Consider the following 12,068-nt stretch of genomic DNA (forward strand, 5'->3'; position numbering starts at 1 on the left):
GTGCTACAGGTTGTATCTTAGGAGGTGAAACACATGCCAAACATTAAATCAGCGATTAAACGTACAAAAACAAACAACGAACGCCGCGCTCATAACGCGACAATCAAATCTGCTATGCGTACTGCAATCAAACAAGTAGAAGCTTCTGTTGCTAACAACGAAGCCGATAAAGCGAAAACTGCTCTTTCTGAAGCAGCGAAACGTATTGATAAAGCAGTGAAAACAGGTCTTGTACACAAAAATGCCGCAGCTCGATACAAATCAAGACTTGCGAAACAAGTGAACGGACTTTCTGCATAATACAAAAACGATCCCTTTTACGGGGATCGTTTTTTTCATTCAGTCCGGAGAAGCTCAAGGAGAAAGAGCTCAAGCAGGAGCTGCTTGTCCTTTTTCCCCGTTTTCATTTCATAATCCATCACTGCGAGTTTCTCTATAATACGCCGAAGCTCTTCTTCAGAAAAAAGCCTCGCCTGATCCATCGCCAGCTTTACCCGGAAGGGGTGAACCTTTAAGTTTGATGCGATTTGCTTTTGGCCGTATCCTTGTCCGGCAAAATACTTTGTCTGCATAATCAGACGGAATTGATTGGCGATCAGCGCCATAATTTTGATCGGCTCTTCGTTTTGTTTTAAAAGATCATAAAATATTTGAAGGCTTTCCGTCCGTTTTCGGTTCACGATTTTGTTGATCAGCTCAAAAATATTCTGCTCCAAACTTCTTGCGACAAGCTCCCGGACATCTTCAAGCGTGATTTCTTGTCTGTCACCGGTATAGGCGGTGAGTTTTTGTATTTCCTGATATATGGAAGACAGGTGGCCGTTTACGAGCAGAACCAAATGCTCGGCAGCCTCTGTATCGATCGTTTTATTTTCGGATTTCGCCAGATTAATCGTAAAATCAGTCGTCTCCTTTGCATTCAGCTCCTTAGCTTCAATCATAAGGGCTTTTTGCTTCAGCGCCTTCGTCAGCTTTTTCCGCTCGTCCAGCTTCTCATACGGAGCCACGATCACAAAGACCGTATAAGGCGCAGGCTCTGTCAGATAAGTCTCCAGAGCGCCTGTATTGTGCTCTATTTTTTCTTTCTTTTTTTCCCCTGTTAAAAAAGACGGATTTTTTACGATGACCAGCCGCTTCTCCCCCATAAACGGAAACGTTTCCGCATCGGTTATGGCCTGGTCAAGCGGATCCTCTTCAAGATCAAAAACAGACAGGTTAAAATCTTTCGTCCCCTCATCAACGACTGCTTGTCTGATCCGGCTGACAGTCTCTTGGAGCAGATAAGTTTCTTTTCCGTATAAACAATAAACGGAGCGGACATCCCCTTTTTTCAGGGCTTTCCAAACATCAAATACCATGATCGTATGACTTCCTCTCTTTCTTGATCCCCTTCTATCCTAAATTGAGTTCGGCAAATAGTAAAGAGGAAGCTTTAAAAAGGACAGCTTCCTCATTTATATTAAACGCCTGATTCACAAGCTCCCGGGGCTGCTTGTAAAAAGGCGATAATCACAAGAACAGAAAACGTTACCATCACTTCTAGATTTTTCAAAACAATTCCAGTATACTTAAGGAAGTCAGGAGGGATGAAATTGAATGATTTTGAAAAAAACGTTCAAAGCAAACGAAATGATGCTGTTGACTCAGCTGTCGGTTTTGTCGTGTCCTTCGGATTTTTCGCCTTTTTGTTCGTGATGGCAACAGCCATCCATCTTATCGGCTCTTAGCCGCATTCCGGGCTGCTGTCAATCGGCAGTCTTTTTTACTTCCTGCGCCCTGGTTTCTTCTATATCATATGGAGGGAAGACAGAAAACGTTCCGGCGCCTTTTTTAAATCTGTATCGAATAGTTCCGCTGACATCGGTGCGAAGCACATTGACAGAGTAAGCTTTCAAACGATCCAGCACTTCTTCATGCGGATGATGATAACGATTATCTTTTCCTGCTGAAATCAGTGCTGTCTCCGGCTGAAGCTGTTTCAAAAAGGCGTCACTCGTAGAGCTTTTGCTGCCGTGATGACCGGCCTTCAATATATCAGCCTTCAGATTCGGATACGTTTTCAGCACCTCTGTTTCGCCGTCCGATTCTAAATCTCCCGTCAAAAGCCAGCTCACTCTGCCTAAAACCGTCCAAAGCACCAGTGACGAATCATTTTTACTCCTTCCGCCAGGCGACTCCGGAGACAGCACCTGAAACTGAAGATCACCGGCTGTTATGGTATCGCCCCGTTTTGCTTCAGCAACGGGAATGTTGTTTTCTTTCGCCATATTCAATATTTCCCCATCCTTCGGTTCCTTCACGAATCCCACGGGGACAAATTAACCGCTTCACTCTATGTTTTTTGATTAATACTCCGGCTTCCCCGATATGATCCTGATCCGCATGGGTTAAAATCAGCGCATCCAGCTTTTTCACCCCTTTTCCGTTCAAAAACGGAACTAAAACTTTCTCACCGATAGAATACGGGTGGTGTTTTTCTTTCCACGATTCTTCGGAATAAGCAATCACTCCTCCTGTATCAACCATTACGGTACCTTTACGGTGCGGGGCACTTATAAACAGTGAGTCTCCCTGCCCGATATCAAGCATATCCGCTTCTCCCCAAGGACTGAAATAAGGACGGAACATTATATATGCCAAAACCGCAAAGAAAAAAAGAGCCGATTTCCTGAGCTTTAAAAAACCTCCCTTTTCCAAAGCTGCAAAAAGCGTAAAAACGGAAACCGCAAGCATAAGAAGCGACAGAAAGTCAGGCTTTGACGCAATCATTGTAAATAAATCAACGGATGCCGCATATGTAATGAAATCATGCACAGGCTTCATCACAAGATCAAACAGGTAAAACAAAAATTCCCCCGCCTGCCTGGAAAGTAAGAGAAGAAGAAAACCGATGACAGAAAACGGAATGACAAATAACGTATAAAATGGCACCATCACCATATTCATCGGAAAACTGACGAGCGAAATCTGCTGAAAATGATAGAGAAGAAACGGCAGCGAACTGAGCTCCGCAATAAATGAAGCCATCGCAAGCCCGGCGAGTCTGTTTTTCCCTGCTTTCTTTAAAATGGAGGATGACAGAATTAAAGCGGCGCTTACCGCAAAGGAAAGCTGGAAGCCCGCCTGCCAAAGGAGGTAAGGATCAAACAGCAGAAGCAGCAGATAAGACATGGACAATGCAGCTGAGGAATGAATGCTGCGTTTCAAAAGAGTTCCGGCGATATAAAATCCCAGCATGAGGGATGCGCGTAGCACAGATGGGGCAGCCCCGCTTAACAACGTATACACCGGCAAAAAAAGCAGCAACAACATCCCCGCCTTTTCTCTTGTCAGTCCAATTCTGATAAGGGCATAAAATAACCCCGCCGTAATAAGACCGACATGCATTCCGGAAATCGCCATTAAATGAACGACTCCCAAATTTTGATAAGCGCTCAGTATATCGTCCTCTATAGAAAATCTTTCACCTAAGGTCAGCGCCTCAACAATTCCGGCGGAAGATTCAGGTACATGATTCCGAATGATCGAAATCAAATTCTTTCTGATGTTCAGAAGCTTAAACAGCGGCTGTTCGGATTTTTCGCACTGCTTAATGGAAGTAACGGAAAATATCCAGTGAATATGCTGGGAATAAAGAAATTCCTTATAATCAAAACCCCCGGGAACCGTCGCATGTCGGGGCTGTTCCAGTGAGCCTGTAAACGTACAGCGCATCCCCGGTTCCAGCTGTTCAATGAGTCTTTTTTCTTCAAGGGACCGGATTTTGTACGAAGCGGCCCATTTTTCTTTGTCATGGGTACGGATAACGGCTGACATTTTCGCTCCGTCAACCTTCGGAATGTTTATGATGAGAGCCTGTTCAGTATAGCTGCCGGCCTGATACCGGGATACATTCGCAGCGTCACAAACCGTATACAGAAAGAAATAAAGACAAAAAGAAACGAGGCAGACGATAACCGGTGTGTGCTGCTTTGTTTTTACGATAATAAAGAGAAGATACAGAAGGAAAAAGAATAGGACCCAGAAGGAATTAGCGGCGGCAGTTCCCGCGGTTGCAGAAACCGCCGCCAGAGGCAGAAGAAGGTATTTATATTTCATTTATACGTAGCTGGTAAACAGCTCATTGGCCTGTTCATGAATTTTTTTCAGTTCGTCTTCCTTAACCCCCGCATCAGATAATTGCTGAATCAGCCCGGCTACAAAAGACAATTTTTCACGGTTTTTCAAATCGATGATCATTTCATCAAGTTCAACCTGCTCCACCTTGACTCCGGCTTGGTTGAACAGCTCTTTTGCGTAAGGCTGTGTTTTGTAATCTTCGGCATAATAGACAGTTTTGATGCCTGCCTGAATAATCGATTTACAGCATTGAATACAAGGATAATGCGTCACATAAATCTCGGCGCCCTCCGTCGGCACACCGAACTTAGAGCATTGCAAAATCGCATTCATCTCTGCATGTATGGTCCGCTGGCAATGATTATCTATTAAAAGGCATCCTTCATCAGCGCAATGGACGCCGCCCGCAATTGAGCCGTTGTATCCGCCGGCAATCATCCGCTTGTCTCTGACAACGGTTGCCCCGACTGACAGTCTCGGACATGTGCTTCTCAGCGCCAGCAAATGGCTTTGCGCCATAAAATATTGATTCCATGAGATTCGTTCCACAAGTGTTCCCTCCAAAAGTCTTGTTGCTGTTCTAAGTTTACATAGTTTTGAGCAAAACCGTCAATTCACTTTACCGTAATGGAAGTTTTTATCCGCTCAAATGACTTTTCTCCAAAACCTGATACATTCATCAAATCTTCAGCAGTCTGAAACCGCCCATTTTCTTCTCGGTAGGCGATAATCGCTTCCGCTTTTTTCTGCCCCACACCGGGAATCGCCTGAAGTTCGTCAAGAGATGCCGTATTGATATTGACAGAAGCATTCTCCTTTTCACCTGCTGCGGTTTTCGGGGGATTCGCCTCTTCGCCTTCACTCGGGATATAAACGATCGTCCCGTCCTGCAGCTGCTCTGCTAAATTAACATTCAGTTCATCCGCCTTTTCCTTCAGGCCGCCGGCTTTCTTAATGGCTTGCGTCACTCTGTCTCCCGCCTTCATTTCATAAACGCCGGGATGTCGGACCGCTCCTTTAATATCAATCATAATCTTATCGTCTGCGGTGTCTTTTTTGTCCGTGACGGGCGCTGAGGCTGTTTGGCCGAGCACGGACTGCTGTTTGACAGGCTCTTCTTTTTCGGAACGAAACAGCAAAATGCAGATCAAAACCGCCCCTGCCGCAAGACAAACGCCAAGAATTTTCAGGTACTGCCTCTGCCGCTCCGTCATCATCACTTTCGTCATATTGCATTGCCTCCCCGCATAAGGTTTAGAGGATTAAGGGAAAAAGGAGGGGAATTTCATTGAAAATAGGCTTTATCGGCACCGGAAACATGGGAACGATCCTGATTGAATCGCTTATTGAATCAAACGCTGCCGATCCCTCACAAATCACCATCACAAACAGAACAATCGAAAAAGCATTGAAACTAAAAGAACGTTTCAGCGGCATCCATGTCACCGAGGATCAGGAAAAGCTCGTTCAGGAAAATGATATGATATTCATTTGTGTAAAACCGCTGGATATATATCCTTTGCTGAAGAAACTCACACCGCATTTACGAAAAGATCACATTTTAATCTCCATTACCAGCCCCGTTCAAACGGAACAGATTGAACATGCGGTTCCGTGTCAGACGGCACGCGTCATTCCGAGCATTACGAACCGCGCCTTTGCCGGTGTCTCGCTTGTTACATTCGGCAAAAGCTGCAGTGAGTCTGCAAAAGCGGATATTCAAACACTGATCACTCATATTTCAAAACCTGTAGAAATCAGCAGCGGCATTACGAGGGCGGCGTCAGACATTGTCAGCTGCGGACCCGCTTTTATGAGTTATCTCGTACAGCGCTTTATTGACGCGGCAGTGGAAGAAACGGACATTACAAAAGAAGAAGCCGTGATTATGTCGACGGAAATGCTTGTCGGTCTCGGAAAGCTTTTGGAAACAGGGCATTACACCCTTCCCGCCTTGCAGGAAAAAGTATGCGTAAAAGGCGGCGTTACCGGAGAAGGACTGAAGGCTCTCGAAAACGGTGTGCAGGATATGTTCAACCGTGTCTTTCAGCGTACACATGACAAATACGATGAAGATATATCTTTAGTGCAAAAGCAATTTCACGTGTAAATGAGTATGCCATAAAGTGCTTTATCGTGCCAATCGCTAAAAATGCATTTTAAAAACCATCGTTCCGTTTAAACGATGGTTTTTGGTTTGCCTGCCGTAAAGAAAAGACGTTCAGACTCTCTTGAAGGAGGACGGTCTGTAAAATCAGCCGTCACTTTCTTCAGTTCAAATCCGCTCTCCGCAAGCATTTGTTCATATTCTTCAATGTAAAATGTTTTTTGCTCATGCGTCTCGTCATAACGGTCATATGACTGTCCGTTCCATACGAAAAAGGACATATCATGGATGACAGATAGCTCTTCATCACCGGCAAAGCTTTGCCAGATATAGCTGATCTGTTCATCTTGATCCGCATGGGTGCTGTCCGGAAAAAGCTCCGTCATTTTATATGGGGAATGGACGTCAAACAGCAGCAAGCCGCCCTCTTTCAAAACACGAAAAACACTTTTGAAGGTGCTGAAGACATCATTTTTCGTTTTTAAGTAATTTAAGGAATCACAGCAGATGACAACGGCATCAAACTGTTCTTCAAAACCGGAAAGCTCTCTCATATCCTGCTGGAGAAATAGAATCGGCTTTCCCGTTTTTTTCTGCTGGGCACAGCTCAGCATGTCTTCACTTAAATCGATTCCCGTGACTTCGCAGCCCTTTTCGGCAAGCCTGACGGAAATTTCTCCGGTTCCGCAGGCAAGATCAAGCACCCGTCCCTTTTCCGGAAGAGCCGCTTCGATCCAGTCTGCCCATTCATCATACGGCGCATGCGACATTAACTCGTCATATACGCCGGCGAAGCCTTGGTAAATCATGAGTTCAAGCCGAGTTCAAGCTCTGCGAGCGGCGCGTCGCCCCATAGCTTTTCAAGATTGTAATAGCCTCTTTCATCTTTATGGAAAACGTGAACAATGACGTCGCCGAGATCAACTAAAATCCAGCGGGCTTCATCAAACCCTTCCATCTTTTTGACATCAATGCCGTTTTCTTCTGCCTGATCTTTAATTTCACGCGCAATTGCCTGAACCTGTTTATCAGAATTCCCGTGGCAGATTAAAAAGTAATCCGCTACAAGAGAGATTCCTTCCATGTCCAGCGCTAAAATATCCTCTGTACGTTTATCATCGCATGCTTTTGCCGCGATTTTTAATACGGAAGCTTGATTCATTTCCATATTCCTCCTGTCATTTTTGAGACACCAGCCAGTTATAGGTTGCAAACGTCTCCGGGAAGACCGGCTGGTTTTTTTTCATCAGAAATATCATTGTATTTTTCATCGCTTGTATGAGCGCTTCGTTCAGATCTGTTTCCGCCAGATGGCGCACCTCTTCCACTCCCGGAAAATGGCGGCCGGGTTCAATGTAATCCGCCACGTAAATGACTTTGTCTAAAAGGGTCATTCCGGGACGCCCTGACGTGTGATAACGGATCGCATCTAAGATCTCGGGGTCAGTGATCCCCGCTTCTTTCTCAGCCAGATACGCCCCCACAGGAGCATGCCACAGCTCGGCATTGTAATCCAAGAGCTCAGCCGGCATTTTTTCCCGCACGATGATCTGCTTCATTTCTTCTTTCGGCCGGAATTTCGCATAATCATGAAAAATAGCAGCCATTTCCGCTTTTTTCGGATCTGCCCCGAACCGGCCTGCGAGAATAACCGCCGTATCTGTCACGCCGATTGTGTGGATATAGCGATGCTCGGTCAGCTGTTCTTTGACGCAGGCAAGTGCTTCCTCACGATTCATATAAATCATTCTCCTCTATATACTGCCTCACTTCATCCGGCATTAAGTATTGCGTCGGTTTTTTTGCTTTCAGACGTTCTCTCAGCATCGTTGACGAAACGCCAAACTCCGGAACGTCAGCAAAAAGCAGCGGGTACGGGGTCTCAATATGATACCCCGGACGCCGCACTCCGATAAATTGAATGAGCTTGAGCAGTTCGTCCAGTTTGTACCATTTCGGCAGATATTCAATCATATCCGCCCCGATAATAAAGAAAAGCTTGTCGTTCGGGTGCCGCTCCTTCAGTAAACGGACGGTATCATAGGTATAAGAAGGACCTTCCCGCTCCATTTCCGCCAGCTCAAGCTTAAAGCCGGGATTAGAGCTGATGGCAAGCCTCAGCATCTCCACCCGGCGCCGGCTGTCGGTAAAGTCTTCATTCTGCTTATGCGGGGGGATTTGATTCGGCATAAACCAAACCTCATCGAGCTCCGCCTGATGAAGGACTTCATTAGCCATCAGAAGATGACCGTTGTGCGGAGGGTCAAATGTGCCCCCGAATATTCCGATTTTCCTCATGTCAACCACCTTACGGAAGCTCGATTTGTTTATTTTCCTTTGATTCCTTATACAATACGATCGTATTTCCGATTGTCTGCACCAAATGTGCACGGCTGCCTTTCACAAGGGCTGCCGCGACATCATTTTTATCGTCTTCGCAGTTTTGAAGCACACTGACTTTGATCAGCTCTCTTGCTTCCAATGCCTCTGCAATCTGTTTCACCATGTTTTCGTTGACTCCGCCTTTTCCTACTTGAAAAATAGGCGTTAAATGATGCGCTTTTGAACGCAAAAACCGTTTTTGTTTTCCTGTTAACATTGTGTTCCTCCTAGTTTTCCTTCAACAATTGTTCTCATCAAGCCGCTGTCAGGCTCTTGTTCCGTCCACAGCTTGAAAGCCAAAGCGGCCTGTTCTACAAACATGCCGATGCCGTCAAGGGTTGTTAAGCCTCTTTTTTCAGCTTCTTTTAAAAACGCCGTTTGAATCGGGTTGTATACGATATCACAAACAATGGCGCCCGTTTTGGCCCGTTCCAATGAGAGCGGCACGGCATCCGTGTTCGGATACATGCCGACAGATGTTGTATGAATAATGACGTCATATTGCTCAAGCTGATTTTCAGCTTCTTCTAATGTGAGGGCGCGTTTCTGCTGAAAAGAGGGAGCGGCCGCAATCAGGCTTTCTGCTTTTTCCGGCGTGCGGTTGCAAACGTCAAATTGTTTCGGCTCTTTGCGGACAATCGTCGTAAAAATCGCTCTTGCCGCCCCTCCTGCTCCTATCATTAAGATGGAGAGCTCTGATATGGGTTTGTCCAATACTTTGACCAATGATTTATAAAATCCATCTCCGTCAGTATTATACCCGATGAGCCTGTCTCCCTCTCTTTTGACGGTATTTACGGCTCCGAGTACTTTCGCGCTTTCATCTATTTCATCCAAATGCTCCATGATCGCGACTTTATGCGGGACTGTGACGTTAATTCCGCAGATGCCAAGCGCCTTGATTCCGTTAACGGCGTCCTTGAGGTTGTGAGGTTCTACCTGAAACGCAAAATACTGCCCGTTGATGTTCTTATCTTTTAAAGCCGCGTTATGAATATCGGGTGACATTGAATGCCCGATCGGATTTCCGATTACTCCGTACAATTGTTTCATGCTCCCTCTCCCCTTCTCTCTATATTAATGATCGGCGGACAAATACGTGTACGCCTTTCGGAGCGTATGCCGTTATTTTTTTATCTGCGTTCTGCACCGTGACCCAGCCGAGACCGGAAAAAACGATATCCGTCTTTCCTTCTTTAATCGTAAACGTGTGGGCCGTAAGCTCCGGAAATTCATCCAAATGATCTTTTCCGGGCGGGGTGAGCAGTTCACCCGCATGCTTTTCGTATAAGGCGTCAGCATTTTCAAGCTTTGTTCTGTGAATCATCAATTCATTCGGCATATAGCAGACAAACGCCGATTTATCGCCTGAAACATAATCAAAACGTGCGAGCCCGCCGAAGTAAAGCGTTTGTTTCTCATTCAGCTGAAAAGTGCGCGGCTTCAGTTCTTTTTTCGGTGTCAGCACCTTTAAGTCACGCTTGTCCACGTAATGCGCCATCTGGTGATGGTTAATGATTCCCGGTGTGTCATAAAGCGCAGATCCGTCATCAAGCGGGATTTCAATTGCATCAAGCGTCGTCCCCGGAAATTGAGAGGTAGTAATAATATTCTCTTCCCCTGAGACCTCTTTAATAATCCGGTTGATAAACGTTGATTTCCCGACATTCGTACAGCCCACCACATACACATCGCGGCCTTCGCGGTAATGTTCAATGGCGTCAATGACTTCTTTCATTCCTTGTCCGCGGGAAGCGCTGATTAAAAAGACATCAAGAGGTTTTAAGCCGTATTCTTTCGCTTCGCGTTTCATCCATTGAACGAGGCGTTCCCGTTTTACGGATTTCGGAAGGATATCGGCCTTATTGCCGACAAGAATGATCGGATTACCGCCGACAAAGCGGTTCAGTCCGTTTATCCAGCTTCCGTTAAAATCAAAAATATCAACGACTTTGACAATAAGAGAGTCAGTATCGCCGATTGTGTGCAAGATATTTAAAAAGTCATCATCCGTTAATGAAACATCTTGAATTTCATTGTAGTTTTTCAGTCTGAAGCAACGCTGGCAGATGACATTCTCTTTTGTGAGGGATGCCTTTGGCGCATACCCGAGACCTTGTTTATCTTCGGTCTGGATCGTTACTCCGCAGCCGATGCAAACAACCTTTTCCATTTCTAATCCTCCCACTGAATATGGCCTTTACGTTTCAAAGAACTCAATATTCTCCGTTCAATCCGGCGGTTAAAGCGCGTCATGACCCCGTCAGAGGAAGCGACAGGCACGACGAGGATCGTATGATACCCATGTCTGTTTCCGCCAAGAACGTCAGTAAGCAGCTGGTCGCCAATGACCACACAGTCTTCTTTTTTCAGATCCATGCTGCTGACGGCTCTTTTAAAGGCGCGCCCCATCGGTTTTCTTGCCTTATAAATAAACGGTATGCCAAGCGGCTCCGAGAATAATTTCACTCTTCGTTCATTATTATTGGAGACGATCGTAACTTTAATGCCGTGCTCCTTCATTTCTTCGAACCACTCGATTAATCGAGGTGTCGCACTCGGTCTGTCCCACTCCACAAGCGTGTTGTCAAGGTCAGTGATAATACCTTTCACATTGCGCTCCTTGAGCTTTTCCGGTGTGATATGAAATATATTTTTCACAAATTCGTCAGGTAAAAAAAACTTTTTTAACAAAACCCGCACCCTTCCCTTTTCTTTCTATCATCTATATGTCGAAATCTGTCAGATTTAAAAATAAAGTCGGACTGAGCAAAAAAATTTCGACAAAAATTAGGTTTCTTCACCAGTTGTGGATAAAATTACACACATTATCCACTCTTATTACATCCGGATTTATCCAAATTATAAACAAGATACTAACAAGTTATCCACTTGTGAGTGTGGATAACAGAACGATTGTTCTTATTTGTATTTCATGGTAGATTAAAGATAACCTCACCATGATTGAAACGCAACCTTCATCATATGCTTGCGTCTGATGATTGATTACAATTATTAAGGAGGTGCCACTCCCATTAATTGGGTCCCCGGCATGAGAAAGCTTTCTGATGAATTACTAATAGAATCTTATTTCAAAGCCAATGAAATGAATTTGAGCCGTGAATTTATCGAGTTAATTGAAAACGAAATCAAAAGAAGATCGCTCGGACACATTATTTCCGTTTCTTCTTAAACAGAAAAAATTTTCCGGGCGAATTTCCTTTTTTTACTCAGATGACTGATATTATATCACTTCGGTTATGCGCTTTACTACCACTTTCAACAAAAAACACCCCTAAAATAGAGGTGTTTAAGAGGACGGCTGTTATTATTTGAACCAATACAGACCGCCCAGAACGAGAAAAACGACGAGCAGGACGACAAAAAATGCGTACCAGTACCCCGCATTCACCCGAGGAGGCGGGCATACAGGATATTGCGGAGGGAAACCGCCGTTCAT

At 45.1% G+C, this 12,068-nt stretch carries 15 protein-coding genes and 3 pseudogenes; 4 read left to right on the top strand and 14 right to left on the bottom strand.

The features are described from left to right. Nucleotides 1-33: 33 nt before the first annotated feature. Entirely contained in the window at nt 34-300 is a 267-nt protein-coding gene (rpsT, locus tag MHH91_RS13365) for a 30S ribosomal protein S20 (protein WP_003152876.1), read from the top strand. Nucleotides 301-322: 22 nt separating this feature from the next. Here rpsT and holA read toward each other — a convergent pair. Both holA and MHH91_RS13375 read right to left on the bottom strand, forming a co-directional pair. After that, nucleotides 323-1,358 (bottom strand): annotated as a pseudogene (holA, locus tag MHH91_RS13370) (DNA polymerase III subunit delta); the annotation flags it as partial. Between the two features lie 39 nt (nt 1,359-1,397). After that, a pseudogene (locus tag MHH91_RS13375) lies at nt 1,398-1,552 on the bottom strand (hypothetical protein). A 40-nt stretch (nt 1,553-1,592) separates the two neighbouring features. On the opposite strand from MHH91_RS13375, the gene MHH91_RS13380 reads away from it, so the two are divergent. Further along, nucleotides 1,593-1,727, top strand: coding sequence for a YqzM family protein (locus MHH91_RS13380; protein ID WP_003152870.1), 135 nt, complete (start codon nt 1,593-1,595; stop codon nt 1,725-1,727). Between the two features lie 18 nt (nt 1,728-1,745). Here the strand turns inward: MHH91_RS13380 and MHH91_RS13385 are convergent. From MHH91_RS13385 to MHH91_RS13395, 3 genes and pseudogenes are all read right to left on the bottom strand, one after another. Beyond that, nucleotides 1,746-4,098 (bottom strand): annotated as a pseudogene (locus tag MHH91_RS13385) (DNA internalization-related competence protein ComEC/Rec2). Continuing rightward, entirely contained in the window at nt 4,099-4,668 is a 570-nt protein-coding gene (locus MHH91_RS13390) for a ComE operon protein 2 (protein ID WP_014470700.1), read from the bottom strand. Nucleotides 4,669-4,733: 65 nt separating this feature from the next. Further along, nucleotides 4,734-5,348, bottom strand: coding sequence for a helix-hairpin-helix domain-containing protein (locus tag MHH91_RS13395; protein WP_014470701.1), 615 nt, complete (start codon nt 5,346-5,348; stop codon nt 4,734-4,736). A gap of 59 nt (nt 5,349-5,407) precedes the next feature. On the opposite strand from MHH91_RS13395, the gene comER reads away from it, so the two are divergent. Continuing rightward, complete coding sequence (gene comER / locus MHH91_RS13400; RefSeq protein WP_014470702.1) at nt 5,408-6,229, top strand: late competence protein ComER; 822 nt, start codon at nt 5,408-5,410, stop codon at nt 6,227-6,229. A gap of 68 nt (nt 6,230-6,297) precedes the next feature. Here comER and MHH91_RS13405 read toward each other — a convergent pair whose 3' ends face one another. The 8 genes from MHH91_RS13405 to MHH91_RS13440 are packed head-to-tail and all read right to left on the bottom strand — an operon-like array spanning nt 6,298 to nt 11,302. Continuing rightward, nucleotides 6,298-7,035 (bottom strand): class I SAM-dependent DNA methyltransferase, encoded by a 738-nt coding sequence (locus MHH91_RS13405; protein WP_014470703.1) that lies wholly within the window; start codon nt 7,033-7,035, stop codon nt 6,298-6,300. Then, nucleotides 7,032-7,388, bottom strand: a complete 357-nt coding sequence (rsfS, locus tag MHH91_RS13410) for a ribosome silencing factor (RefSeq protein WP_014470704.1) — start codon at nt 7,386-7,388, stop codon at nt 7,032-7,034. The genes MHH91_RS13405 and rsfS overlap by 4 nt, the downstream gene beginning before the upstream one ends. 16 nt (nt 7,389-7,404) lie before the next feature. Continuing rightward, nucleotides 7,405-7,965 (bottom strand): bis(5'-nucleosyl)-tetraphosphatase (symmetrical) YqeK, encoded by a 561-nt coding sequence (gene yqeK / locus MHH91_RS13415; protein WP_014470705.1) that lies wholly within the window; start codon nt 7,963-7,965, stop codon nt 7,405-7,407. Next, complete coding sequence (locus tag MHH91_RS13420; RefSeq protein ID WP_014470706.1) at nt 7,955-8,524, bottom strand: nicotinate-nucleotide adenylyltransferase; 570 nt, start codon at nt 8,522-8,524, stop codon at nt 7,955-7,957. The genes yqeK and MHH91_RS13420 overlap by 11 nt, the downstream gene beginning before the upstream one ends. Nucleotides 8,525-8,534: 10 nt before the next feature. Beyond that, nucleotides 8,535-8,825: a ribosome assembly RNA-binding protein YhbY gene (yhbY, locus tag MHH91_RS13425; protein ID WP_014470707.1), complete on the bottom strand. Its 291-nt coding sequence runs from the start codon at nt 8,823-8,825 to the stop codon at nt 8,535-8,537. After that, nucleotides 8,819-9,661 carry a shikimate dehydrogenase gene (gene aroE / locus MHH91_RS13430; protein ID WP_014470708.1) on the bottom strand — a complete coding sequence of 281 codons (843 nt, stop codon included), beginning with the start codon at nt 9,659-9,661 and terminating at the stop codon, nt 8,819-8,821. The genes yhbY and aroE overlap by 7 nt, the downstream gene beginning before the upstream one ends. 19 nt (nt 9,662-9,680) lie before the next feature. Further along, on the bottom strand, nt 9,681-10,781 hold the full coding sequence (gene yqeH, locus MHH91_RS13435; RefSeq protein ID WP_014470709.1) for a ribosome biogenesis GTPase YqeH: 1,101 nt from the start codon (nt 10,779-10,781) through the stop codon (nt 9,681-9,683). 2 nt (nt 10,782-10,783) lie between these two features. Beyond that, nucleotides 10,784-11,302, bottom strand: coding sequence for a YqeG family HAD IIIA-type phosphatase (locus MHH91_RS13440; protein WP_014470710.1), 519 nt, complete (start codon nt 11,300-11,302; stop codon nt 10,784-10,786). Between the two features lie 358 nt (nt 11,303-11,660). On the opposite strand from MHH91_RS13440, the gene MHH91_RS13445 reads away from it, so the two are divergent. Continuing rightward, a complete protein-coding gene (locus tag MHH91_RS13445) occupies nt 11,661-11,801 on the top strand; it encodes a sporulation histidine kinase inhibitor Sda (protein ID WP_003152850.1) in 141 nt (46 codons plus the stop codon). Nucleotides 11,802-11,936: 135 nt separating this feature from the next. Here the strand turns inward: MHH91_RS13445 and MHH91_RS13450 are convergent, their stop codons facing one another. Next, nucleotides 11,937-12,068 carry a hypothetical protein gene (locus tag MHH91_RS13450; protein ID WP_014470711.1) on the bottom strand — a complete coding sequence of 44 codons (132 nt, stop codon included), beginning with the start codon at nt 12,066-12,068 and terminating at the stop codon, nt 11,937-11,939.

This window comes from Bacillus sp. FSL K6-2819 (assembly GCF_038008305.1).
GTDB lineage: Bacteria > Bacillota > Bacilli > Bacillales > Bacillaceae > Bacillus > Bacillus amyloliquefaciens.

Bases quoted from the DNA above. Each gene is read 5' to 3' on its own strand.
- rsfS (WP_014470704.1), bottom strand. From the start codon at position 7,388: ATGAATCAAGCTTCCGTATTAAAAATCGCGGCAAAAGCATGCGATGAT.
- yqeK (WP_014470705.1), bottom strand. From the start codon at position 7,965: ATGAATCGTGAGGAAGCACTTGCCTGCGTCAAAGAACAGCTGACCGAG.
- rpsT (WP_003152876.1), top strand. From the start codon at position 34: ATGCCAAACATTAAATCAGCGATTAAACGTACAAAAACAAACAACGAA.
- aroE (WP_014470708.1), bottom strand. From the start codon at position 9,661: ATGAAACAATTGTACGGAGTAATCGGAAATCCGATCGGGCATTCAATG.
- MHH91_RS13445 (WP_003152850.1), top strand. From the start codon at position 11,661: ATGAGAAAGCTTTCTGATGAATTACTAATAGAATCTTATTTCAAAGCC.
- MHH91_RS13450 (WP_014470711.1), bottom strand. From the start codon at position 12,068: ATGAACGGCGGTTTCCCTCCGCAATATCCTGTATGCCCGCCTCCTCGG.
- yqeH (WP_014470709.1), bottom strand. From the start codon at position 10,781: ATGGAAAAGGTTGTTTGCATCGGCTGCGGAGTAACGATCCAGACCGAA.
- MHH91_RS13395 (WP_014470701.1), bottom strand. From the start codon at position 5,348: ATGACGAAAGTGATGATGACGGAGCGGCAGAGGCAGTACCTGAAAATT.
- MHH91_RS13405 (WP_014470703.1), bottom strand. From the start codon at position 7,035: ATGATTTACCAAGGCTTCGCCGGCGTATATGACGAGTTAATGTCGCAT.
- MHH91_RS13420 (WP_014470706.1), bottom strand. From the start codon at position 8,524: ATGAGGAAAATCGGAATATTCGGGGGCACATTTGACCCTCCGCACAAC.
- yhbY (WP_014470707.1), bottom strand. From the start codon at position 8,825: ATGTTAACAGGAAAACAAAAACGGTTTTTGCGTTCAAAAGCGCATCAT.